The sequence below is a fragment of the Mycobacterium sp. ELW1 genome, assembly GCF_008329905.1.
In the GTDB taxonomy this organism is placed as follows: domain Bacteria; phylum Actinomycetota; class Actinomycetes; order Mycobacteriales; family Mycobacteriaceae; genus Mycobacterium.
The window spans coordinates 1386257-1409818 of sequence record NZ_CP032155.1 but is presented as its reverse complement, the minus strand read 5'-3'; the positions used below and the strand labels follow the sequence as shown (position 1 = coordinate 1409818).

General features: G+C 59.0%; 22 protein-coding genes. 6 read left to right on the top strand and 16 right to left on the bottom strand.

What is annotated here, in order from left to right:
- From D3H54_RS06565 to D3H54_RS32145, 4 genes are all read right to left on the bottom strand, one after another.
- Entirely contained in the window at positions 1-792 is a 792-nt protein-coding gene (locus D3H54_RS06565; RefSeq protein ID WP_286199259.1) for a maleylpyruvate isomerase N-terminal domain-containing protein, read from the bottom strand.
- Between the two features lie 93 nt (positions 793-885).
- Entirely contained in the window at positions 886-2190 is a 1305-nt protein-coding gene (locus tag D3H54_RS06560; RefSeq protein WP_149378360.1) for a cytochrome P450, read from the bottom strand.
- 23 nt (positions 2191-2213) lie between these two features.
- On the bottom strand, positions 2214-3395 hold the full coding sequence (locus tag D3H54_RS06555; RefSeq protein WP_149378359.1) for a thiolase C-terminal domain-containing protein: 1182 nt from the start codon (positions 3393-3395) through the stop codon (positions 2214-2216).
- A complete protein-coding gene (locus D3H54_RS32145; RefSeq protein WP_353620053.1) occupies positions 3392-3838 on the bottom strand; it encodes a Zn-ribbon domain-containing OB-fold protein in 447 nt (148 codons plus the stop codon). Before D3H54_RS32145 ends, D3H54_RS06555 begins: the two co-directional genes overlap by 4 nt.
- Positions 3839-4037: 199 nt before the next feature.
- Between D3H54_RS32145 and D3H54_RS06545 the strand changes: the two genes are divergently transcribed.
- Together D3H54_RS06545 and D3H54_RS06540 are read left to right on the top strand one after the other, a co-directional pair.
- The gene (locus tag D3H54_RS06545; protein WP_149378357.1) at positions 4038-4865 is read left to right on the top strand and encodes a mycofactocin-coupled SDR family oxidoreductase; all 828 of its coding nucleotides are present in this window, start codon (positions 4038-4040) and stop codon (positions 4863-4865) included.
- A gap of 499 nt (positions 4866-5364) precedes the next feature.
- Entirely contained in the window at positions 5365-5772 is a 408-nt protein-coding gene (locus D3H54_RS06540; RefSeq protein WP_432246505.1) for a hypothetical protein, read from the top strand.
- A 357-nt stretch (positions 5773-6129) separates the two neighbouring features.
- Here the strand turns inward: D3H54_RS06540 and D3H54_RS06535 are convergent, their stop codons facing one another.
- The 9 genes from D3H54_RS06535 to D3H54_RS06495 all read right to left on the bottom strand — a co-directional run bounded on the left by D3H54_RS06535 (position 6130) and on the right by D3H54_RS06495 (position 14743).
- On the bottom strand, positions 6130-6786 hold the full coding sequence (locus D3H54_RS06535) for a hypothetical protein (protein WP_149378355.1): 657 nt from the start codon (positions 6784-6786) through the stop codon (positions 6130-6132).
- 41 nt (positions 6787-6827) lie between these two features.
- A complete protein-coding gene (locus tag D3H54_RS06530) occupies positions 6828-7799 on the bottom strand; it encodes an MlaD family protein (RefSeq protein ID WP_432246504.1) in 972 nt (323 codons plus the stop codon).
- Positions 7796-8794, bottom strand: coding sequence for an MlaD family protein (locus D3H54_RS06525; protein ID WP_149378354.1), 999 nt, complete (start codon positions 8792-8794; stop codon positions 7796-7798). Before D3H54_RS06525 ends, D3H54_RS06530 begins: the two co-directional genes overlap by 4 nt.
- A gap of 115 nt (positions 8795-8909) precedes the next feature.
- The gene (locus tag D3H54_RS06520) at positions 8910-9878 is read right to left on the bottom strand and encodes an MlaD family protein (protein WP_286199144.1); all 969 of its coding nucleotides are present in this window, start codon (positions 9876-9878) and stop codon (positions 8910-8912) included.
- Between the two features lie 35 nt (positions 9879-9913).
- The gene (locus D3H54_RS06515) at positions 9914-10831 is read right to left on the bottom strand and encodes an MlaD family protein (protein WP_149383379.1); all 918 of its coding nucleotides are present in this window, start codon (positions 10829-10831) and stop codon (positions 9914-9916) included.
- A 47-nt stretch (positions 10832-10878) separates the two neighbouring features.
- Positions 10879-11895 carry an MlaD family protein gene (locus tag D3H54_RS06510; RefSeq protein WP_149378353.1) on the bottom strand — a complete coding sequence of 339 codons (1017 nt, stop codon included), beginning with the start codon at positions 11893-11895 and terminating at the stop codon, positions 10879-10881.
- 5 nt (positions 11896-11900) lie between these two features.
- A complete protein-coding gene (locus tag D3H54_RS06505) occupies positions 11901-13040 on the bottom strand; it encodes an MlaD family protein (protein WP_149378352.1) in 1140 nt (379 codons plus the stop codon).
- A gap of 12 nt (positions 13041-13052) precedes the next feature.
- Entirely contained in the window at positions 13053-13901 is an 849-nt protein-coding gene (locus D3H54_RS06500; RefSeq protein ID WP_149383378.1) for an MlaE family ABC transporter permease, read from the bottom strand.
- A 23-nt stretch (positions 13902-13924) separates the two neighbouring features.
- Positions 13925-14743, bottom strand: a complete 819-nt coding sequence (locus tag D3H54_RS06495) for an ABC transporter permease (RefSeq protein WP_149383377.1) — start codon at positions 14741-14743, stop codon at positions 13925-13927.
- A 654-nt stretch (positions 14744-15397) separates the two neighbouring features.
- On the opposite strand from D3H54_RS06495, the gene D3H54_RS06490 reads away from it, so the two are divergent.
- The 4 genes from D3H54_RS06490 (at position 15398) to D3H54_RS06475 (ending at position 19345) form a co-directional block, all read left to right on the top strand.
- Positions 15398-15694 (top strand): hypothetical protein, encoded by a 297-nt coding sequence (locus D3H54_RS06490; RefSeq protein ID WP_149378351.1) that lies wholly within the window; start codon positions 15398-15400, stop codon positions 15692-15694.
- A 1018-nt stretch (positions 15695-16712) separates the two neighbouring features.
- On the top strand, positions 16713-17969 hold the full coding sequence (locus tag D3H54_RS06485) for a cytochrome P450 (protein WP_168214794.1): 1257 nt from the start codon (positions 16713-16715) through the stop codon (positions 17967-17969).
- Positions 17970-18107: 138 nt separating this feature from the next.
- A complete protein-coding gene (locus D3H54_RS06480) occupies positions 18108-18305 on the top strand; it encodes a ferredoxin (protein WP_149378349.1) in 198 nt (65 codons plus the stop codon).
- A 176-nt stretch (positions 18306-18481) separates the two neighbouring features.
- Positions 18482-19345, top strand: coding sequence for an SDR family NAD(P)-dependent oxidoreductase (locus D3H54_RS06475; protein WP_149378348.1), 864 nt, complete (start codon positions 18482-18484; stop codon positions 19343-19345).
- Between the two features lie 453 nt (positions 19346-19798).
- On the opposite strand, the gene D3H54_RS06470 is transcribed toward D3H54_RS06475, so the two are convergent.
- The 3 genes from D3H54_RS06470 to D3H54_RS06460 all read right to left on the bottom strand — a co-directional run bounded on the left by D3H54_RS06470 (position 19799) and on the right by D3H54_RS06460 (position 23531).
- Entirely contained in the window at positions 19799-21319 is a 1521-nt protein-coding gene (locus tag D3H54_RS06470; protein ID WP_149378347.1) for an aldehyde dehydrogenase family protein, read from the bottom strand.
- Positions 21320-21511: 192 nt separating this feature from the next.
- On the bottom strand, positions 21512-22888 hold the full coding sequence (locus tag D3H54_RS06465; RefSeq protein WP_149378346.1) for a phosphotransferase family protein: 1377 nt from the start codon (positions 22886-22888) through the stop codon (positions 21512-21514).
- A gap of 1 nt (position 22889) precedes the next feature.
- A complete protein-coding gene (locus D3H54_RS06460; RefSeq protein ID WP_149378345.1) occupies positions 22890-23531 on the bottom strand; it encodes a TetR/AcrR family transcriptional regulator in 642 nt (213 codons plus the stop codon).
- Positions 23532-23562 lie beyond the last annotated feature (31 nt).

The window sequence follows — 23562 nt, the reverse complement described above, 5'->3', positions numbered from 1 at the left end:
CTACACAACCCTTATCCGGTCGAGAACGCGCACGAGACGATTCTTGTCTCCGCTGAGGCGAACCAGCCCGCGCCATGAGCTCCGACGAGTTGCCCACGCCAGGAAGGCCTCGGCATCGCTGTACACAATGTCTTCTGAACTAATCGCCTCAGCCGGCGCAATCCGCACCTCCGTAGCACCAGCCCTAGCAATCTCCATTCGCCTACCCCCAGGGCCTGACAGTTCCAACATCACGGGTTGATCGAGTGCGGCCGCCAAGTCGGGGCCCGACATCGTGGGGAGACCGCGCAGCATCCAGTCGAGCGCGGGCGCTAGCCGAACAAAGTCCATCGGCGAGCGCGCCCGCACGATCGGACCTCGCGGTTCCAGCAGGTCGAGCACCACATGGCATAGGTGGTCGAAGCACACTGCTTCGCTCATGGCCGACAGCGGGTAACTCCCGATGTCGCCCATACACACGACCTTGTTTGAGATCGCTGGGTTCTCCAAGGCTGCCAGCACTTCCAAACCTCGTGTTGACCAGCTTCGGTAATCGTGGCGCACTTGCGCAATGGTGTGGTGGCGCCGAGCCGCAACGATGTCCTCGTTCGCAGCCTCCGCCGAGTCGTCTGGGGTCATCGGTTTGAACGCGGCAGGATCAGCGAGCATCTCGAAGAACGCAGCCAGATGGGTGATCACGTCTCGCACCTGCCACCCGGGGCAGGCGCTCTGCGCCTGCCATTCCTGATCACTGAGAGCATCGATCACGCAGAGCACATCCGCCACGAGGGCCCGTGCCCCACGAACGGCCATATCAGACATGAGTGGCGGTCTGCACTGACAACCGGCGGTCCGTCTGCATGGTCGACCGGTAATCGCCAGCTAGTGAGAGGTGCACCGATCGAGTCAACCCCTCAGCCCATCGCGCCGCTGCCCAGACGAGACATCATCGAGGTCTCTGAGTTCGATACCGGGCTCGGCAATACGATGCCCAGCTCTGAAACGGACTGGTAGTGCTTCGATTCCGTGGATAATTCCGATAGTGGCATAACTTGAGACCGGGCCAGTGATCTGGTAATCAGGGATGCGCTGCAGCACCTCGGCTAGCATTTCCTCGATCATGACGTTCGCTAGGTTGGCACCCAGGCAGCGGTGTACACCGATGCCGAAGGACGTCTGGCGGTTCGGCTTGCGATCGAGCACTACCTTTAGCGGATCGGCCCACACACGTTCGTCAAGGTTTGCCCCAGCCCACGAGACGAGAAGTCGATCTCCCTCGCGGATCGGGCACCCGCCGAGCTCAGTGTCTCGAGTGGCGGTGCGCGCGATTGTCTGAACTGGCGAGTAGAAACGCAGAAACTCCTCGATCGCCGCAGGAATTCGGGTTGGATCATCGATCAGTCGCTGGCGGTCCAGCGGGTGTTCGGCCAGGTAACGCAACGCGTGGCCAACTAGGTTGGACGTCGTATCGACACCACCCTGCACGAGCAGCAAGATTGTCTCGACCAAAGTCTCTGTGCTCGGTGGGGCACCTTCCAGTTCCATCTGCGTGACCACAGTGATCAAGTCATCTCGCGGGTCGCTCCTGCGTTTCGCAGCAATCTCGGGAATCTGCGCAAAGAGCTCAGCGTGATCGGCCATCGCTTGCGCACGTTCGGGGCTATCCGGAGGAAGCGAGACAATACGGTGCGATGCGTCTGAAAATGTCTTCCAATCGTCGGTCGGTAGTCCGACCAGCTTCAATGTAACGATGGCCGGTACAGGACCGCTGTAGTCGAGAACCAGGTCCATCTCTCCGGATTCGATCTTTTGATCCAGACACCACGATGCGTACCGCCTTACCTGCGGGCGCATCGCCTCGGCTGCAGCCATACTGAAATACCTGTTGAACGGCTTGCGCCATGCGGTGGAGAGAGGCGGATCCGTTTCGATGAACCCTGTCCTCATCGGATAACCGGGAAGGCTTATCCCCTCGTACGCTGTCGAGCCATTGGGAAGGTCATGTCGAGCGGAGAAGGTCTTGTCGTCCATTGCAACCTGCCGCACCTCTTCGTAGCCGGTCACATACCAGAAACCACCGTGTTGTTCGCTGTGGGCAACAGGACATTGCTGGACCAAAGCATGGTTGATACTCCATGGGTCTCGCGCATAGTCGCTGCTGTGATGATCGAATTTCCGGGCCAACTCGTCTACATCCGCAGAAGAGGTCATCGTTGAACCGTCCTTTCCAAAATTTAGAGGGTGTCGACAGAACCAAACAGGGCACTGCTGACCAATTCGGCCATAGGCCCCCCGGTAAGCAGCGATAAATGTGCATCGGGAACTTGGTTGGGCGAATCGCCTCGAATTTGACGGATCGCCTCCAATGTGTTGCCCATCCCGTGGACAAAGCCCTCGGCGATATCGCCACCGGAGGTATTCACGGGCAGCCATCCAGCCGGCGCGATCAGGTTCTCGAAAACGAGCTTCTCGGCCGTTTCGGCAGCAGTGCAGAAACCATGATCAATCAGCGCCGCGACACCGGGTCCAGTGAAGTTTAGATAGATCTGCGCGACGTCGATATCGGTTGGGCCGTAACCACTTTGCTCCCACACGCGCGCGGCGACCTCACGAAATCCACCGCTTGTGATCGGATCGTGATTGCCATCGAGCTCGCCCCACCGAGGTCCGCTACCGAACGCAGCTCCAAGTAGATACGCTGGTTTTGCAACCAGGTCCGCCGCGCGTTCGGCGGACGTCAGTACCACCGCCGCGGCGGCATCGTTCTCCCGCGAGCAATCAAATAGGCGGTACGGTTCAGCGACCATTCGCGACAGATCGTAGGTTGTCGCATCTAACGGCTTGCCATATGCAACAGCGCGCGGGTTGTTCTGGGCATGGTAATAGGAGGCCAGCGCAAGTGCGCGAAATGCCGAATGAGCGACGCCATCATGCTCGATCTGGCGCTGCGAGTACAGCGCGAGGGCCTGCGCTGGTGAATCCATCGCGTGCGCGAGGTAATTTAGTCCGAAATACCCTTCGCTAACTTTATTCAGCAGTCGGCCGCTGGAACTCTCCGCCGAGGCGCGATATACGACAACCGTCTCTGCCTGTCCGCTGATGATCGCACTGGCAGCGGCGACGAGCGCGCCCGCGCTGCCGCCTCCGCCACCACCCCAGATAAGCGTCGACCAATGCAGTTCGCGAGTACCTAGAGCGGCCAGTAGCCGTGGTGCCTCGTTCTCGTCCGCACCGTACGACGAAAAGCCATCAACGTCCCGCGGATCGATTCCGGCATCGTCACAGGCTGCGACGATCGCTTTCAAGCAGAGTTTGCGTTCGGCATCAGGCGCGGTACCTCGCCTGTAGTAAGGCGTCTCACCCAGGCCGATGGCAGCAACCCTGCCCCGAAACCGATGATGTGTAGCTGGGCTCACGCTTGCACCCGCGCTGGCTGGTTTTCGGGTACGAGCCGCCAGCGAACCACGGGAAGATCGCGTGTGCGAGCAGAAGCTGATTCGACGTAGCCCTCGACCTGGGCCCCGATACGCAAGCCGTCGCCACTACCAGTTAGGAGACCCAGAACCCGACGCCCGGCCGCCCAGCGAAGCGCCACCAGCACATGCGTAAGCGGAACCGGCATATCCGGGACGAACGCGTAGTGGGTACGCGTCCAGGTGTACACCTCACCAACCATCGGCAGCGTGGGCCAATCAAAGTCGTACGAACCGCACTCGCCGCACCGCCACTCTGCTGGCCAGATCCATTGCCCGCAGTTGGCGCAACGTTGGATCGTCAATTCGCCGCGCGCCAGCCCTGCCCAGTAGGGCGAATCGACTCGCGAGGCGAAGTCCGCATGAAAGTTGCGGTCTCTTGCCACTCTGGCTATCCCCTCGATGATGCCGGTCACTAATCACGTCGAGAGTGGAATCTAACACATCCTGTCAACGTTGTTGAGTACCTTTTCACAGAATAACGATGGTTCATGTTGTCAATCATTGAACGATGTTTGACACGTTTCGTGACGCGGGGCACACTCCCTCTGGATACGTGCACGACTCAACGGGGAAGGGCAGCGGATGGGTAGCGCCTCAGGCAAGGTGGCCGTCATTACGGGTGCTGGACGCGGCCAAGGCCGATCCCACGCGGTCCGGCTTGCGCGCGAGGGCGCGGACGTCGTGGTGATCGATTTCGATGGTGACATAGGCTCGGTTGCCTATCCCCTGGCGACGAATGAAGATCTGCTAGAGACCGTGCGCCTCGTCGAGGGCGAGGGCCGCCGTGCTCTGGCCGTCAACGCCGATGTGCGCGACCGAAATGCGGTCGAAAAGGCAGTTGTCCGCACGCTCGAGACTTTCGGGCGTATCGATATCCTCAGTGCAAACGCCGGGATCTTGAGCTACGCACCGGCACCCGAGGTCACCCCTGACCAGTGGGACGACACCATCGCCGTCAATCTCAGCGGCGTCTGGCACGTTGTGCGTGCCGTGATCCCCTCGATGATCGAGGCTAAATCCGGGGTGGTCGTACTGACGAGCTCGTTGGTCGGTATCCGCCCCGCGGCAAATGCGCTGCCCTACGTAGCAGCAAAGTCCGCCCTCGTGGGTATCACCAAAGCACTAGCAATCGAACTCGGTCCGTACAACATCCGCGTCAACTCAGTGCACCCCACGACCGTCTGTACCGACATGGTGCTAAATAAAGCGACGTATCGGATGTTTCGCCCGGACCTAGAGAACCCAACTCGAGAAGACTGCGAAGCGGCCTTCTCGAGTCTGCAGATACTGCCCATCCCATGGGTGGAACCCCGCGATGTCTCCGCCGCTGTCGCTTGGCTATGTTCGGACGAAGCGCGCTTTATCACCGGGGTAAACCTGCCGGTGGACGGAGGCGCTGCCGTCAAGTAGCCGGTCGCGCCGCCGGCGGGACCTGTCCTAGCGCGATCTCCCAATCCTCGCACCACATCTGGGCACGATGACCGCTCGGCGCCGCCAGCTACAGGTTCGCATTCGGTCGCGCCGTCCCGCGGCGAGCGACTTGGGTGGTTCTGAGCAACGGCCGCACCGCGTGAATCACTAACCAGGGGTGGTCGCCGATGCCATCTCGCGTTGAGTGTAACCACGCGAATCCGTACCGACCGTCTGGACGGTCGAACTATCATGGTTGTTGCCAACCCTAGTGTCCCCGGAGGTTCGTATGCCCCAACTAGTCGCAGTGTGCAAAGCTGCCGGCAAGAGGATGTCGGTTGCTTTGTCGTGTGGCCTCGCGCTCACGTTGTCGCTGTTGGGCGAAACTGCGCACGCGGATCCATCGGAGCCGCCCCCTCCGGCACTTCCGTCGTTTACTCCTACGGTCGACGGGTGGGCACCGAAGTTTCCGTTTCCATATGACGCCACGCAGAAGAACGTGACCGATGCAGACATCACTGCTGAGCGCGAGATGTGTCAATGGTTCAACGCCCAATACCTGCTGCTGCGTCGCCAGATGGATGAATTTGGATTTGACCTGCTCCAAGCCAACAACGACTGGACGGTACCGGGGATCCAGATACATGCAGACGCTGTTGCGGCGAATATCGAGCAATCTGTGGCATTTCTCGCACCGCGCGCCCAGGCTCTGACCCAGAGCCAAGACTTCGCCGGCGACACCTATTTCCCCTTGTACCAAGGAGAAAGCTTCTATCGGCTATGGCAACACCTATCAAACACGGGCGTGGGCATCAGAGCTCGAAACACGGCATGGATCTACGGCCCTTCGCAACAGCGAGTCAAACACTGGGCCAGCAGGATTGAGCGATCACACGTCTGCGACTGACAGGTCGACGGGTGTAGAGACGGACACCGAACCCGCCCCAGTTATGGGTTGGGATACACCCCGATACCTCAACGGTCACCCCATAGCAACGGATTCGTGAGTGTTCACTCGATCAGTCGCCCAATCCTTTCGCCACCTTCGTGCGATACCCCGATTCTCTTCACGCCGCGGCAGCAATATAAAATTGATACGGGAACCGCTCAGATTTGTACGGGAACCGCTCAGACTATGCGGCAGTTTGTTCGTCGCCATGGAATGCCCACATCTAAACGGCCGCACACAACGTCACCATGTCAATCTGTCCGAGCCTGGCGAAAATCTCGATGAAAGTGGTTGGCCTCGGCGGTAAATCGGACTTCACTTGTCGCCGACGACCGAGGCGATCCCGCCGACGTCGCTAATCAGCCAGTTGTTGTTGCTATCGATCGTGATCGCGTAGGTCGCCGTAGACTGCAGGTTATCTGCTGCCTGAACAGTTTTCGTCATGACGCTGACGAAGGCATCGACGATGTACACACCGTTGTCTCTTGACCGAACTTTTGCTGCTAGCGGCTTCGCTTGCGAACTCCATTGCATCGGAAGCAGTATTTGCTCCATCGCTGTTGCAGCCTTCGTCAGCTTATCATTGAGTTCGGGTGTTGTGCCCTTCGTCAGGTTTTGCTTCCATGGCCCTAGGTCTTTGAAATCCATAATCGCGGCGTTTACTGCGTAGTCAAGCGCGACCTGTTCGGCACGCTTATCTCCCGCGGTCAGGGCCGCTTGAGCTCTGAGCTCAGACCTGGCGCCGAGGTACATCCACGTCATGACGCCCAATGCAGCGATCAAACCGATGATCACGACCACCACAGCAAGCCCGCGGAGAGAGATCGAAATTCGACGACCGGTGGCCGCCGCCTTGGGCGCGGCGGAACTTGCCGAGCCATCTTCATTTCCGTTGTCCGTCGACCCATTCTCGGCGCTGGCCGGGTCAGCGGCAGCAATGTCGTAGTTCGCAGTAGCGGTTACCTTTGCCATTTCTGTTCCTCCGTCATCGTTGCGATCGGCGGCTGGACACATTAACTTCCACCACCCTGTCCACCGATGTTCGTTACATGCAGGTTGATCACACCGTCCTCTGGCACCGCCGCCAGCAGATTCGAGAGAACCTCACCCGTATTGATAGTTCCCAGCGCCGCGGCGATCGCGTTGACGTTGGCCATCAATGGCTCTGTCAATACCCGGATATCGGGAGCACGATCATCTAGTAGCTTCTGGATGCGCTGCAGGAACTTGCCGAATATATACACGTTGCCCGGCGAGTCATCGCGTATGACAATGTTCGTGGCCATGTTCCAAAGCCGCTGAATGGCCGGACCGAGTTCACGGAGGGCCGGGGTAGCATCGGCCAGTGCTGGCCCCACAAAGCCAGCGTTCTCAAGCAGGCTCTGTGCGTTGTCCAGCACCTGTTTACCGCGACCGTTCAAGTCGGTCGTGGTGTTATGGAGTAGGACACTGGCGCGTTGCAAGTTGGGTAACACGGAGTCCGGATCGGGCAACGCTGCATCCACTTCGTCAATTACGCGTCCAAGTTGTCCTGGATCAAGCTGGTTGAGTACTCGCACAACGCTAACCGCAAGCTCCGATATCGAGGCAGGCTCGCGGACTAAGTCCATCGAGATGCGTTGCCCGTCCTGGAGCGCGGGTCCCCCGTGGCTGGTGGGTTCAAGCTCGATATAGGACTCACCAAGGGCGGACAGGTTCTCCAGGCGCACAACACTATTGGCCGGGACCTTGTATCTGTTCTCAATGTAGAAATGAACGGTTGCGTGGGAGACCGATGTGTCAATCCTACTTACTTTCCCGATCGCCACGCCGCGGAGCAGCACATTCGAGTCCACGACGAGATTGTTGATGTTGGACACATCCATCGAGAGATTCGCGCGGTCGTCGGGCGGGACAACGCGGATGCCCAGCGATCCGATATAGGCAACGAAAGTAACTATCATGGCCGCGAAAGCGGTGAATCCGACGATGTTTCTTAAGATCACGGGACCGCTCCAAGCATGCGGAGGACCTGCTCGACGTTGCCTGACAGCTCCCGACCGTCGGGTCCGATGATTGATGTGACGTTGATGGCTGGATATTTGTCCTGCGGCATAAAGTAGTCCGTGATGAAGCGACGATATGCCGGGTACTCAGCCTCTACAGCTTGTTTGGTGCCCTGCACTGCCGCAAAGGCTTCGCTAGCAGACTTGAGAAGTGGCACTAGCCAGTATCCGCCGTTATAGATCGAGCCCAACGAAGGCAATATCCGGCCAAATGTATTGGCTACCTCCATGTCACGGGTGAACCCCTTCATACCCGCCGGTGAGAACCAGACACTCAGTTGGGGGGTGTGCGTACCCAACACCGCAGCGGTTTGGGAGACGCTGGTTAGCAGTCGATCGACGTTGTCGATGTTGTCCGACAGTTGGCGGAGATCGGTTGTGACTTGCGAGACCACTCGGCGTACCTCCTGCTTGGGAGGCGTCACGTTGTTAATTCTGATGAGCGTGTTCTGCGCGCGCTGGATTGACCCGCTGCCGATGAAGTTCGCCAGACTGGCAATGGTGTCCTCCAACTGGGGTGGAGATGTCGTCTGCGACAGCGGAATACGTCCACCGGATGCCAACGGCGTTCGTGTCATATCAGCGCTCGGGCCGCGCTCCAACGCGAGGTAAATATCGCCAAGAACAGTGGCCTGTTGCAGTACCGCACGGGCATTGGAGGGCACATCCACTCCACGATCGATGCGAGCCGTGACGTCTACGTGATCACCGGCGATAGCGACGTTCGACACAACACCGACTTGCGTGCCGTCAAGCACCACCTTCGCCCTATCGGGCAGGTTTAGGACGTTGGAAAACTCCACCACGATCTCCGCGCCGTCCTGAGAGCTGCTGCCTGGCAAAGGCAACGTGTTGATAGTAAGCGACGAGCACGATGTGAGGATCGGGGCACACACAATCGCAGCACAGATCACCGTCAGGAGATGGTTTCTCATCGCCGTAGGGCCTCCGCCAGCACGTACTGCAACAGCGCCACATCGACCACGTAAGGCCGTCCGCCCACGTCGGCGCAGCTGCCAGGCATGGCAGTATTCATGGCACCACAAGTGATCAAGCCGTTCGGGGTCGGAATCCGAAACATCGGCGGCCGGTACGGAAGCAGCGCGAATATTCGGTTGTTGAGGTGCTTGGCCAAGCCTCCGGCGGTGGCCCCGCGGGTTCGCCGTTGAGACCACTAATGAAGCGCGGCAAGGGATTAAGCAGGTCGGCAATCCCTCTGTAGTGTGGAGCGAGAATCCGCATAGACTCCGATATCGAATCCAAGAGCAACTGAATATCGGGGCCGAGTTTGAGCTCGATATCGTTGACGGCCTGAATGATTTCTGGGAGCGCATGATCCAGCTCTGAAGCGCCGGCCACCGCGGTGACAATGTCTGGACTGGTGATCGGTAAGTCCGTGACGATCGTTTTCAGCGAATCCCTGTTGTCTCTGAGCATCGAGGTGAGCTCGGCCATGTTCCTGGTGATCTCGCCGAGATTGGCAATCACACTGTCGGGGTTGTCCAGCAACGCCGACGATCGGGTCAGTAGCTCATTCGCCGCGCGCCCGTTTCCTTTAGCAGCCTGGTCGATTCCTTTGAGTGCATCCTGCAGGTTGGATGATCCGTCCGGGGTGATCGCGTTCACGAAGCTCGTCGCCGACCCGATGACCCGGGAGATGCTCAGCGGAGTGGCCGATCGCCCCAGCGGGATGCAGGCCCCGGGTGATAACTGTGGGCCTCCGCTATAGTTTCCGACGAGTTCCAATGACCGGTCGGCAAGAATTGACGGTGAGCGCACGACCGCCTTGACGTCCTGCGGCATCGGTCGTCTTTCGTCGATAGAGAATGCGACTTGGACATGCGTATCGTGCGGGGCGATGGTCCTAATAGTGCCGATTTGATAGCCCATTTGAGTGACCGGATTGCCGACATATAGGCCAACACTGTCTGACAGCAGAACACAATAGGCCGCCGTGTGGTCTTCGGCTGGGCGCCCGCACGACGTCGCGCACGCCATGACCGCCAACGCAGCCGCCACCGGGAGCGACCTACTCACGAGACAATGGAGTTTGCTCAGCACCGCGATCCCTCCGTCGGGATGCACAGGTCGGTGGCAAACAGTTCCGGACGGGTAGATCCGTTCTGGGCCTCCAACGTGTGTTCCATACGTTGTCTTATCCGGCGCAGCACCCGCACCAGAACGCCATTTCGATCGGCAATCGCTTGAAACTCGCCCAAGATTCCCCTGACCCTGTCTAGGAAATCGTTGCGATGGTTCATATAAAAGCTGCCGACGGGAAGCAATCGAGTGCCGACTTGGCCGAGCCCGTCTATCGCCGTCGCAAATCCCTGCCCGTAGAGAACAAGTGTCTCTTCGAGTATCGCGATCCGTGATGTCATGTATTCCAGCAGATCGCGATTGTCGTTAAGGCGACCGATGTACTCGTTAGAGAGCTCAAGGATGTGGGTCAGCTGGCCTCGCTGCTGCTCCATGACCTGGGTGATCGTGTTGCCGGCATTGAGAATTTCGGTGACAGTGTTGGCGTTCGTGGAATTCAGACCACGCTGGATCTCATCGATGGACTCCTTGATCGGCTTCGGCGCAACATTGTCAGTGATCTTGGTCGAATCCGTCAGGGTGCGAATTAGGCTGTAGGGCATCGTGACTCGAGCTCGAGGGATCACGCCAGAGCCCAGCGGCGTGTGCCCCAGTGAGATGATGCTGACGTAATAACCACCAACCACAGTGAGCATTCGGACCTGGACTTGTGACTGGTCACCCACAAACGCATCACGGTCGACGCTCGCGCGTACGCGAACTTGATCTGGCTCGATCGCCAAATCCTTGACTTTGCCCACGACGATTCCGGCGATCCGGACCGTGTCTCCAGCGTGAAGTGAAATTGCGTCGTCGGTGTAGAACGTAACGAGCTGCTGCTTCGGCGGGCTAACGTACACCCAGGCGGTGCCCAAGCCGACCGTGGCGACCATGACCAACGCGACGACACCGAGGAACAACGGGTTCTGAACCGACTTTCTTACTGATTGCACAGCACCACCTTCCGCCCGTTTAGCAGTACGTCCATCGGCAACGGAAGTTCGGCACGTCCTTTGGAGCACGGGGCCGGCGTGCCTTCCACAGGAGGAGGACCGATATTTTCCCAGATCACCGGAACCCGTTTCACCGCATCGATGAAGTCGTAAACATTGGTGAATGCCTTGTCCATAGCTTTGTCGATGTCAATGCCCGGCTTCAGGCCGACGCTGTCGAGCAGGCGAAGCAGCGGTGCAACGAAGTCGGGTCCGTAGATCTGAGATTTGCGGAATTCGTCGAGCACCGTCATTCCAGAATCGATGGGCACTTTGATCAACTCCAGAAGGTGAATGAGCTCACTGGATCGACCGCCCACACCTTCCGCGAGAGTGGTGAGGTTGCGTACGAGCGCGCTGATGACGCTCTCTCGGTCTGAGACCAGCGCGGTGAGGTTGCGGATGCTGTCCAGCATGGGGCCCAGGCCGTCCCCATCCCCGGCGAGGAACGCAGCAGCGTTGTCGGTGAACGTGTTTATCTGGTCGGGGTTCAGAGATGCCAACACCGGCTGCAAACCGTTGAACAACACGGTGATGTCGAACGATGGCTGTGTCATCGTCGTCGGTACGGACGTCAAAATGCTTGGTGCTGTTGTCTGCTCTCCGGCGCCCGCCACATCTATGTAGCGCAGGCCTGTGAGCGCCTGAAATTTGATGGCCAGCCGACTTGTTGGCACGATCGTGTACCGCTTGTCCATAGTGAACCTGACGTTTGCGAGACTTCGCCCGTCTGATCGCTTCAGCGCTAGCGCCTCGACCTTCCCCACCCGTACGCCATGGACCCGCACATCGGCACCTGCGTGGAGCCCAGACGCGTCAGTGAAGTCGGCGTCGTACGTAGACGTCGTCACCGCAACAGGTTGGGTGATCACGTTCGCGATCACGATCAGCAACACGACGCTCACGGCGCCGGCAAGCGTTAGTCGCCAAAGCGACCCCAGAGGTGCACTTCCGCGGAGTTGCATTCTTCTCACCCCGCGGCCTCCAGTGCCAAACCGAGAGGACTCGCGAGACCCGGCAGTTCGTCGAGAATGAGACGTACCTGCAGGGCGCGCTGCTCACCTGAACCGGCGTACATACGTTCAAGCCGCTCTCGTACTTCGCGCAAAGTGTTCGAAATATCCTGGGCCGGAATTAATTTCGGTATGGTGTCTGTCAGCGTGCGAATCTCTTCCACGACAGGGAACAATTCGTAGACATGCGATGACTCAAGATGGCCCACTTTGCTAAATAAGTCGGTCTCGGCGCCCTTAAGCCATTCCCTGAGCCGGCCGAAGACGAACTCATCCGGATTGGACGCCAACAGCGCAACTGCCCCGTTGTACTGATTCAAGAGCGCAGAGTCATATGCTCCGACAAACGGATTGGACGTCCGCTCCTCGTCCGCGTTGAACGCCGTGCCGACCTTCGTATGTAAGTACATGTCTCCAGTGCTGATCAACGCGTCCACGAACCCTGGCAACGCGACGTTTATGCCGGTGGCATTCCGCAGCAGTTGCGCAGTTCCTACTGTCTGCACGTTGGCGACGGTGGTAGAGACGGTGATCATCGTTTCCAACAGTGGATTGAGCGCATCTGTGTATCGGGTGGTTCGCTCGATCACATCGACAAGCTGTTGCGTAATTACATGATTCGTCAACGTGCCCAGTTGGTACAGCAATGTCTGTAGGGCGAAGTTCCCCTTCGGCGTGATTTCCAATCGAATGCCATCGTGTAGTGGTTGACCAGTGTCGGCGGGCAGGAGATTGATGCCTGTCACGCCGAAATAATTCGAGGGACGAAAATCGATGCCCATGGCGTCGGTCAATCCCACTGCAGGCGCCGCTTGTAGGTTCGTTGTCAATACGACGTGGCCACCAGGTTGGCGCGAGATTGCCGCAACCTCACCCATTTTGACACCGTGCATGATCACCGATGTGCCAGCGACAACGCCCTCTCCCACGTAAGGGGTATCGATCGTAACCGATATGATGCCGCTAGGGTTGCGCCCACCGGAGTGGATCATGAACCAAATGGCGATTGAGGCCGCTACCACTATCGCAAATGCACAGCCGATCCCACTAAGAATGCGCGTCTGGGTTTCCTCAGACGCCCGAAGTAGCGAAGTCATCTCTCCGGCCTTCTATCCCTTGAACACAAACGTCGGTCTGAGCCCCCACAGGGTGACGGTCAGTATGAAATCCAAGACCATGATGGCCACGAGGCTTGCCCGCACGGCACGTCCGGAGGCCAATCCCACGCCCACAGGTCCACCGGACGCGAAAAATCCGTAGTAGCAATGGATTATTGTGACCGCTGCGCAGAACACCACGGCCTTCACGATCGAATATGCAAGATCCGCCGGCGACAAAAACTGGATGAAGTAGTGATCGTAGGTGCCGCCTGGTTGGTTGTAGAACATCTTGATCATGGTGTTCGACGTAAAAAAGCTCACCAGCAACGTCGCGGCGTATCCCGGAATCACGATCAGCATCCCGCCAAGAAAGCGCGTCCCGACGACGAAAGGTATCGCACGTAAACCGAGCGCTTCGGTGGCGTCAATCTCCTCGGAGATCCGCATTGCGCCAATCTCAGCGGTCATCCGACACCCAGCCTGGGCTGCGAATGCGATCCCTGCGACCAGTGGAGACATCTCACGGACATTCGCCAAACCACCGACGATTCCTGAAAGAGCACCGAAGCCAAGCATATTGAGGGTCGCGAATGCCTCGATTGCTATCGATGCGCCGATCGCGATACCAAGAATCACAAGGATACTGATCACACCACCGTCGACAACGAACGATCCATTGCCCCAAGCGAGGCTGTTCATCCGAGCCAGGGTTTCTTTGCGATACCGACGGATCGTCAACGGGAGCAGGTAAATGACCTGAGCGGTGAAGAGGATCCACTGACCGGTGGTTCTGAAGATTTCTTGGATAGGGCGCCCAAGTCGCCGCCACCGATCGAACGACGTCGAAGGTCCGACCATTCGGCCGACGAATGGCCCGCTCACTACGCCACCTGCATGGGAAAGAACATGGTCTGGAGCTGCGTAATCACAAGATTGGCGATAACAATGCCGACGACATTGATCACTACAGATGCGTTTACGGCTGTTGCGACACCTCGAGGACCACCTTTCGCCTCCATCCCCCTCAGCGACGAGACGATTCCAACGATCGCGGCAAACACCGTCGCCTTCCCGATCGCAAACCAGATATCTACCATTTTGGCGAAAGCACCAAATGAAGCCCAGAAGCTACCGCTGGTGACGTCGCTAACGGTGACGGCAAGCGCGAACGATGCCGTCACGGCGGAAGCGATGATGATGGCACAGAGGATCGGCGCCAAGATGATCAGCGCAAGAAAGCGTGGAACAACGAGGTGCCGAACGGGGTCGACACCCATCACGCGTAGCGCATCGAGTTCTTCGCGTATTGCCCTGGCTCCGAGATCTGAAGCGATGGCAGCGGCGGCAGCGCCACCCATCAGGAGTCCCGCAGTGATCGGCGCGCCCTGGCGAACCACGCCCACACCGCTCGTTGCTCCCACGAGTGAATTCGCTCCCACCTGATTGATTAGGCCAGATGTCTGCACCGCCACCATGCCGCCAAATGGGATGGCCATCAATATGGCGGGCAATGCAGTGACCTTGTAGAGGCCCCAACCCTGGATGGCCAATTCACCGAGCGGCAGGCGTAGCGACAACCCGTCAACAACAGCAAAGCGCAGCACCGCTACCGCCAAGAGCACTCCGCGCCCGATCGTCGCCGCGCTTCTCACTGGAACCATCGCGACTCCCGACAACATTCGCCATAGCCTGGCAGTCATGTTGCCCGGAAGGCGCTGTGGGCGAGCCTCTTTCACGATCGCTGCTCGATCACCGCTTTGCTGCGCAATCTGGTCGTCGTCGATGTGTGGTCCGCCGCTGCTCTGAGACGCCGTCACCAATGAACGTTCACTCAACAGTTGCTCCCCATCGACACGCCGCGGTTACCGAGTGCCATCAACGGCGCCATGCGTCCATGCGTCGGCAGGCCATCGATGGCCGCTGGTTGGCCGGTGCAAGATTGCGGATCCGGCCGAGATGCGGCCAACAGCTTGCAGGATGTGAACTCACGAGCCTCCCTAGTTCGCCCATCGGCTATTTGCGCCAACCGCCGTCCGATGTGCGATTGCCGACGAGATCAAATCCCGTCCGCCGCGTCGGTCCGGTACATTAGTGTTGCGCACATCACGATGTCAATCGAACCTCTAAGGCGGTCCAGGATGGCGGGTTTGCTCAGGTTGCGTCGGACTGCCCGGCACACCACCTCACGGTTTCTCGGGGTACGTCGACGCGCGGACAGTGCCTTGTTCGGCATGGGCGTAAGTGCCGTCATGCTCTTGGCCTCCGCGCCGGCATCTGTAGCCGACTCGGTAACCAGCCTGAGGTCCGCAGTAGATGCCGCCCGCACAGGGTGTCCAGCGCTGCAATCGGACACGGTGCTGGACGACGTTGCCCATAGGGCTAACACCGAGACGCAAGCCTACATCCAGCACACGGCAAGATTTACACCCTTTGAAGATCCGATTCCGGTCTTGCGCGAGCTGGGCTACGCCACAGGCAGGGCGAAGATGCTCTCCGGTTACGGGGATACCTCGCCGAGAGCAATTCATGGCCTGATCACGCAGGGCTGGGATTCAATTCCTGATTGCACGTATACCAAGTACGGCCTGGACCTACTCGTAGACGCCGACGCGGGATACGCGCTGGCTGTCGTTATCTTGGCGGGCGGCTAGATGTTTGCTTGTTCAGCCAGAGCTTCAGCGCGGTACGCCTTCACGATCACTTCCTGATCCCAAGTGGAGCCAAGTTCTGCCTTTATTACCGGCCGTCGAGTCGGTCTGTTAAAATGGCATCCGACAGCCGATGGCATTGGCGCGCACGCCGAAATTGACCGAGGCGGCTCAGTCACCCAGCGTCGACAAAGAAACCAATGATGCACGATTTCCCCACCTGTGAATCCGGGGCACCGGGCGGCTTTCAGCGCCTCCGACGCCGGGCCAGCTCTGTTGTGCGCCTTGCAGCCCGGCAGTTGATGCTTCTCGTTGGCTGCTGCATCATCGTCGCCCTCAGTGGCGGCACGGCAGCGGCCGATACCGGCAACCCTGGGCCGCCGCCCACCGACCCAGAGATCCAGCAAGCGATCACCGATCTTTACACCAGAGGGCAGCCACTCGGGACCCAAGTCAGCGTTCAGTTCGTCGGCCCGATTATGGTCGGCCCCATCACCGAACGCGAGAGACCTGGTGATGCATGGTGCGTCGTTTGCGCCCAGCATTTCTTGATCAGCAGTCCGATGTACCCCGTCTACGCCCTCGCGAACGTGACTACGACCTACGCACTTGAGTCGAGTGCGGTCATTCCTTCTGAGCCTGTCAAGATCGCGACCCAAGCTGGGACACGTTGCATCGGGGGAGGCGATTGTGCTTACTACTTCTATCGAGACGGGAACGGAAGTTGGCAGGTTTTGTAGGCCGAGTCAGCGGTTTCCGCTGTTGAGGAGTAGCTATCCATCACACCGGCGGGCCGCAACGGGCTTCGCGATCTCAAGCTTAAAGGTTCACGACTGCCGCGCGTCACAGAATGGAGGACTTCTAACGCCCATCATTCTGCGATCACGCCACGCGGACCACAAAATCCATTCAGTCTCTTCGGATATCGGGTTGCGCACGGGTGATTCCAAAGCGCAACATCCTCGTAGAAAGGTCGAAAGAAATAATGCCTTCGCACCCTAGTTGTGTACCGGCCGAATTGGTGGTCGACTACGACGTATACGACGAATCTCGTGCCGGCAACGTGCATGAGGAGCTCAAGCGGATTCGTTCGACGACACCGGTCGGCTTCACCACGGCCACTGGAGGTTACTGGGTAGTGACCCGCTACGAAGACGCGCGTGATGTCCTCCGGCAGCCGCAAGTGTTCTCCAGCTCCGGAGTCTCGATCGCGCCGTTTCCCGGAAAGGTCATCCCGGGTCAGCTGGATCCGCCCGAGCACACGGCCTATCGCCAAGTACTCGCTCCGTTGTTCAGCCCGAAGCGGATGCTCGCTCTTGAGGGCGAGATTCGCAGCATCGCAACGAGCCTCATTGATGAATTTGCGCCGAGCGGATCGGTCGAGCTTCTCAGGCAGTTCGCTCATCCTCTTCCATCGAGACTCTTTCTGGCTCTGATGGGTTGGCCGCAGTCAGACGCCGACCTCTTCACGGACTGGACCAAGACGATCCTGACGCCCGACTCCGAGCTCCCGGTCGAGGAGCAGCAGCGTCTCGGGCAGCAGGCGGCTGAGTCGGTGTTCGCGTACTTCGGGGAAATGCTCAGTAAGCGCACGGGCGGCGAAGACGATGCCACTAGCGCACTCGTCGAATCGGAGCTGTACCCGGGCCAGAGGATTGGGACCGACGACCTACTGCACTTGCTGTTCGAGTTGATGCTCGGCGGATTGCATACCGTCCGGGGAACGCTCGGCTTCGGACTCGTGCACCTGGCGAGCAATCCTGATCAGCGTCGCAAGATCATCGATGACCCCACATTGATACCCAACGCAGTCGAGGAAATCCTGCGCTTGGATGCGCCGGTGTCCGTTGGGCGTCTCGTCACCAAAGACACCACCATCGGTGGTGTGCCTATGAAAGCCGGTGACAAGGTTCTTGTCGTTCTGTGGAGCGCGAACCGCGACGAGTCTCATTTCCCACACGCTGACCAAATGGATCTTGAACGGAAACAGGTCCCACCCCAATGCGCATTCAGCACTGGGCCGCATCGGTGCCCGGGTTCCCATCTCGCTCGCGTCGAGCTCCGTATCGCACTAGAAGAGTTACATCGTCGAATTCCTGATTATCGGCTCGACCCAACCAAGCAACTCCGATACCACCACAGTCAGGTGCGCGCACTCGACGAGGTTCACTTGTTGTTCACTCCGACCGACGAGAGTATCCACACCCGAGCCAATTTGGCCACAGTCGCAAACGACCCTAGTGACAGCGAGTCCACCGAAGCAACGAGCCTCGGGTAGCCGTGATCCTTTTGAAGGCTTAGTGAAGTGATGTGGCCGGCGCTATCGCGCTCCCCCGCAACCGAATCCGGTCGTCGAACGCATCAGCAACAGAACATGTAGGGCAAGACAGGTGTCGAGAAGAAGAAAGCGTGCGAAATGAAAGTCCGCCTAGAACGACCGCTGTGCGTTGGCCATGCCCAGTGCTACGCCGTGGACCCACAAATATTCCCCATCGACAATGACGGATACTCAATTCTTGAGGAGCATGTCGTCAACGCAGGTGATGAGCAGGCCACGCGTGATGGCGTGGGAGTCTGTCCCGAGCGGGCACTGATCCTCGAGAACGGCGATTAGTCGAATTCGCGCCACGGCATTCTGCTGACCGAACGTAGCCCTACGCTCGTTCCTCATGCATTCGCGGACAACATCATTCCGCACCCGTAACCCTTACCAAGCACTTGCGGTCCTTAGGCAGGAAGCCACCGCAATGCTCAATATCCCCAAGAGAACTGCTAGATCTAAGGAGCGACATGCGACTCGCAGGCAAGGTGGCACTAATCACTGGCGCGGGATCCGGGCTGGGTCGACAGTGTGCACAGCTATTCAGTTCCCAGGGAGCGCAGATCGCCATTGTGGACATCGATTCGCAACGTGCTGAACAGACGCTTGATTTGATCAATCAGCAAGGTGGCGAAGCGATCTCGCTTGTCGCAGACGTCGCACAGAAGACTGAGATAACCGCGGCCGTAGACGCAGCCTTCAAGCACTTCGGCAAACTCGACATCATTTTCGCGAACGCCGGGGTTATCTCGCGCGGAGGCGTGCCTGGAGTGATGGGGGGTGAATTCGTCCCCTTCGAAGACCTGACTGATGGCGATTGGCAGCACGTTTTGGGTATCAATCTCTCCGGCGTCGTCTACACGATCCAAGCAGCGGTACCTCATCTGAAAGCCAATGGGGGTGGCAATGTTCTAGCAACATCTTCAGCTGCCTCATTAGTTGCGTATCACAACATTGCCCTATACAGCGCCACAAAGGCCGGAGTTAACGGCCTTGTCCGCGGACTCAGCCTAGATCTCGGCCGTTACGGCATCCGGGTCAACGCGATTGCACCCACACACGGGATGTCACCGAATTTTCTAATGGCCGCCGAGGCACCGGTGGTTGGCCGGTCATATGAGGAGATTGCTGGCCCATGGGATCCGGTGGTCTCGCCAATCCCCCTCAAGCTGAATCGTCCACCGTCGCTGGTCGACAACGCCAAGATCGCGCTATTCCTTGTCTCCGACGATTCGGCCTACATATCTGGGGCTACCATTGGGTCCACCGACGGAGGGTCGCTGGCGCGAGTGGGCATGTGGTTCGAAGAAGATCTATCCCCGCAGCCACTCTAATCGGAGGTACACACCACGCCGGTGGTTTGGCCACAGCCGACGTGACATGAGCCCACGACACAGCTGGCCGAATCTGCTGAAAATCACCGAGAGTGCCAGCACTCGATTGAATCGGGTTGTCTCTCAAACTTTAACGGTCGATTGATGTGCCGTGTACTACGCCCGGATTTCCTTGAGAACCACTAGATCTTGGCGCAACTGCCGCCTTCGCGTGCCCCATAGGGCGCCTGTGGTGAGGCTCGGCCCTGAGTCGCGGAGTGCCTTCTGTTCGGACAACACTCGAACATCGCAGACTGGCCGAAGATCCCTGAACGCCGGCGCCCGGCGCATCCACTCGCCGCTGGTCGAAGCGAGCTGTTCAGAACGGGTGACCGACTCGCCAACTTGAGTTAGCCGCCCCGGCACGCACGCCACGGGTCAAGACTCAGCTCGATTCCACTCACCCATATCCGTCTAATCGCGGGGAGAACCACCCAAGCGTCGTCTCCAGTCGTGGGCGCCAAGCAGTCGGCTGGCCTTGGCAATCGCACGAGCCTTCGCAGGGACCACCGGATACCACAACGGCTCGGACTTGAGCGGGAACCGCTCTTCGACTACAGCTTGTTGGCGACAGTATTTGAGCACTCCTTGCGCGCCGCCGAATCGAGTTCCCAGACCCGAGTTCTTCCAGCCGCCCATCGGGATCGGCATTTGGAACGTTGCGACCAGCGCGTTGTTCACCGAGACCGAGCCAGCTTCGATCCGGCGTGAGAACCGGTCTGCAGTTCTTCTACTACGCGTCCAGAGGCTCGAACTGAGCCCATAGGATGAGTCGTTCGCCAATTCAAGCGCCTCATTGGCGTTGGCGACCCTCATGATGGCGAGAGTTGGGCCGAATGTCTCCTCACGCATACATTTCATCGAGTGATCGACGTCAACGAGCACAGTTGGTTCAAAGAAGTTGCCGCGTCCAGTCGGCCTGCCGCCAATGAGCACGCGTGCACCCTTTTCGACAGCGTCTTGCACGTGGTCTGCTACGACGGCGACCTGGCGTGCGGTGGCCATGGCGCCGATGTCATAGGTGAAACTGTCAGGTGCATCCATTCCCTGGCGCAGCGCCTTGACTTTGTTGGTGACGAGTCCGACAAACTCCTCGTATGCCGGCGCCTCGACGTAGATCCGTTCGACTCCCACGCACGCTTGTCCAGAGTTGGTCATTCCGCCCCACACCGCCGCGCTGGATGCACGTTCGAGGTCGGCATCGGCTAAGACAATGAAGGCATCTTTCCCGCCAAGTTCCAAGCTGCACGGAATTAGGCGCTCGGCAGCGCGCACCGCGATTGCACGTCCTGTCTGTACCGAACCCGTGAACATGACCATATCGACTTCGTCAACAACGGCGGCGCCCGTGGACCCGTCGCCCGTCACGCTGGCCAGCACTGGTGGTGCACCGACATCGTCACGCCACCCGCGCACCACTTCGGTCCAGGTGAGGGGTGTGACCTCGGACGGTTTGGTCAGTACCGCAGCGCCAGCGACCAACGCTCCAATCACATCCATCATCGGACCAGCCAGAGGCCCGTTCCACGGTGTGATGAGTCCGACTAACTGGTGGGGCCGCACCTGGACGCGCAATCGACGCATGATGTTGGCAGGCCCCGCCGGCTTGACCTTGCGGTCGGCAAGGAATCGCTCGGAGTTCTTAGTGAAGTAGTTGATTACATCAACAGCGACGGCCATCTCTAGCGTCGTGTCGGCCCATGACTTTCCGGTCTCGGACTGAACCAGTGCCAGAATGCGATGTTCGTTGTCCAACAACCAGTCCAACCAACGCAACAGATGAGCGCTACGACCCCGAGGCCCCAAATCCTCCCACTCGGGTTGCGCGGCGCGAAGCCGAGTAGCAGTGGCAGCAACCTCGAGCGGACCGACCGCGGGGACGCTTCCCACACACCTGCCGTCGGCTGGGCAATGAACAGCTATCTCGTGCAACATATTTCGGCCCCTTTCGGCCTCAGACCCAGACCTGTTTTCTTTCATTTCCGCCTGCGTCTTTGCTTACCCAGTGACGCATGACATCGAACAGCACTGAACCGATAAATATGCTTCGCCGCACAGATGCTGTTTCGCCGCGCCAATATCAGGGACATCTGCGCCAATCCCGCCGCCTCAACCACAACTTTCCCATCAGCGGTATGCCGGGTTCGCCACAAGAAGGCGCGCCTGGATCGCTTCCTGCATAAAGTCCGTCACATCGGAATCGTCAGCCGTGACGGCGGATTCGCGTAGTGCGAGTGCCAATTCAGCTTCGGTCCGAAATCCGAGCTGGGAGAGTCGCGCAGCGTGTGCCGCCTCCGCCGCATGGCCTACAATTTGCTCTCGCAGGACAACTTTGGCGACATTGGCTGCCACCCGATTAAGGTAGTCATGCTCGTCGTTGCGGCGAGGAAGTTCGGAAATGTAGCGAGTCAACGCAGTCAGCATCTCTGCGAATGTCGGTGATCCGTATAGATTCGATGAATCTACTTCGGCTCTGAATGCACTGTCATACAGGGGATCCCGGCAGTATTCAAAATCCCGAACCCGCCCTGATGCCAGGAGTTCGTCGAACAAGTCGTGCTCGCATTCAGCGAGTCGACGTCCGATCGCTAACAGCTCAACAGAGAACTCCTGCCCCGAGAGGTGACGGAACGCTTGAACGCGGCACATCACGGCCCAACGGAGTGTCCCGTACACCTCCCACCAGCGGACAGCGGCCGGGTCCGGCCGAACTCCGCATTCATCAAAATAACCTTCGAAGAGTGCTTCTCTGGGACCAAACCCGCCCACAGGCTCGGGTGAACCAAATCGCCATGTCTTGGTGCATAGCCAACCGAGATCCTCCATGGGATCACCCTCATGGGCCAGTTCCCAGTCGATCACGCCAGCGACACCGCGCTCATTGATGATGAGGTTCCCGTTTCGGAAGTCGCCGTGAACGAGGGCTTTTCGGCAGTCGGTGACTCGGTTCCCCCGCAACCACTGAAACGCCAGTTCAAGAATCGGGACGGCGGAACCGGTAGCTGTGTACTGAAGAAACAAGGCTTCCAGCGGATCTTCACTTGGAAGGGCCGTGAACTGACTGCCCGAGATCTGATGCAATCGAGCCAGCAAGCGACCGAGCTCGTAGGGAAGCGCCTTCCGAATCTCGCGAAACGTGTCGTCACGCAGCAGACGCCGTGGCAGGGACTCGCCAGAAATCCTCTCCATGATGATGTAGGAGCTGCCGAGACCAGCGCCAGATGTGTTCGCGCTACTGCAGTCATAGATACGAGGCACCGGAATTTCTGCCGCGCCAGCGGCCGTCGACACGGCCGCTTCCAAGGCCATTCGCGCGCCGTCCGGGGCAGCAGGTGGATCCCGCCGCAAGATCATCTCCCGGTGCAGATCGCCTTGAGACGCAGTGAACGCCCAAGTTTCGCGGCTTGCTCCGCCTGTCAGCCGGTGGAGGTTCGTTACCGAATGATCTCCGCCGAATACCTGCTGAAGTCGAAATTGCAGACTGCCGACAAGCTCGCTGTCCATGTTAGTCCTGCTCCCGGTAACCGACCGCACGCAGCGCGATGTCTTGATATCGGGCGACGATCTCGTCGACTTGCAGCTGACCATCAAGCCGGAACCAGGACGCCACGGCAGTACATGCGGTTATCACGAAGCGGGCCGTGTCCCGCGCCGTCGACGTGGTGAAATAGCCACGGGCGACGCCATTTTCGATGACCCTATAGAACATTCGTTGCTGAGCATCCCGCTTCGCCACGATGAGTGAAAGCACAGCCGGCTCGAGACTTCTGAGTTCAGAGTTCCCGATCAGACTCTCCCGGGGAGCATGCGCGTGCACTCCAACATGCACGCCGACTATTGCACGCAGGTGATCGGCCGGATCCGCGCCTGCGTGGAACAACGCATCTTCGGTTTTGGTCAAGAGATCGTCCATGCCGCGATTCATGATCGTGCTCAACAGTTCATGTTTGGAACCGAAGTGGTTGTACAGCGTTCCGACGCTTACAGCGGCTGCGGAAGCGATGTCGCGTACCGAAGTCCCGTGAAAGCCACGCGTCGAAAACTCCGCAACGCCGGCCAAGATAATCGCACTCGCCGTCGGCTCATCCGAGCTGAACACCACCGGACTCGGAGAAGGCGTGGTAGTCGGCAACACGAGTTCACTCATAGGCGCACCCCATCCTTGAGACGATGAGCAT

Coding starts and splice junctions, on each gene's coding strand:
- D3H54_RS06505 (WP_149378352.1), bottom strand. CDS start 13,040: ATGACTTCGCTACTTCGGGCGTCTGAGGAAACCCAGACGCGCATTCTT.
- D3H54_RS06565 (WP_286199259.1), bottom strand. CDS start 792: ATGGCCGTTCGTGGGGCACGGGCCCTCGTGGCGGATGTGCTCTGCGTG.
- D3H54_RS06465 (WP_149378346.1), bottom strand. CDS start 22,888: ATGGACAGCGAGCTTGTCGGCAGTCTGCAATTTCGACTTCAGCAGGTA.
- D3H54_RS06545 (WP_149378357.1), top strand. CDS start 4,038: ATGGGTAGCGCCTCAGGCAAGGTGGCCGTCATTACGGGTGCTGGACGC.
- D3H54_RS06460 (WP_149378345.1), bottom strand. CDS start 23,531: ATGAGTGAACTCGTGTTGCCGACTACCACGCCTTCTCCGAGTCCGGTG.
- D3H54_RS06500 (WP_149383378.1), bottom strand. CDS start 13,901: ATGGTCGGACCTTCGACGTCGTTCGATCGGTGGCGGCGACTTGGGCGC.
- D3H54_RS06510 (WP_149378353.1), bottom strand. CDS start 11,895: ATGCAACTCCGCGGAAGTGCACCTCTGGGGTCGCTTTGGCGACTAACG.
- D3H54_RS06470 (WP_149378347.1), bottom strand. CDS start 21,319: ATGTTGCACGAGATAGCTGTTCATTGCCCAGCCGACGGCAGGTGTGTG.
- D3H54_RS06475 (WP_149378348.1), top strand. CDS start 18,482: ATGCGACTCGCAGGCAAGGTGGCACTAATCACTGGCGCGGGATCCGGG.
- D3H54_RS06535 (WP_149378355.1), bottom strand. CDS start 6,786: ATGGCAAAGGTAACCGCTACTGCGAACTACGACATTGCTGCCGCTGAC.
- D3H54_RS06525 (WP_149378354.1), bottom strand. CDS start 8,794: ATGAGAAACCATCTCCTGACGGTGATCTGTGCTGCGATTGTGTGTGCC.
- D3H54_RS06480 (WP_149378349.1), top strand. CDS start 18,108: ATGAAAGTCCGCCTAGAACGACCGCTGTGCGTTGGCCATGCCCAGTGC.
- D3H54_RS06495 (WP_149383377.1), bottom strand. CDS start 14,743: ATGACTGCCAGGCTATGGCGAATGTTGTCGGGAGTCGCGATGGTTCCA.
- D3H54_RS06515 (WP_149383379.1), bottom strand. CDS start 10,831: ATGGTCGCCACGGTCGGCTTGGGCACCGCCTGGGTGTACGTTAGCCCG.
- D3H54_RS06560 (WP_149378360.1), bottom strand. CDS start 2,190: ATGACCTCTTCTGCGGATGTAGACGAGTTGGCCCGGAAATTCGATCAT.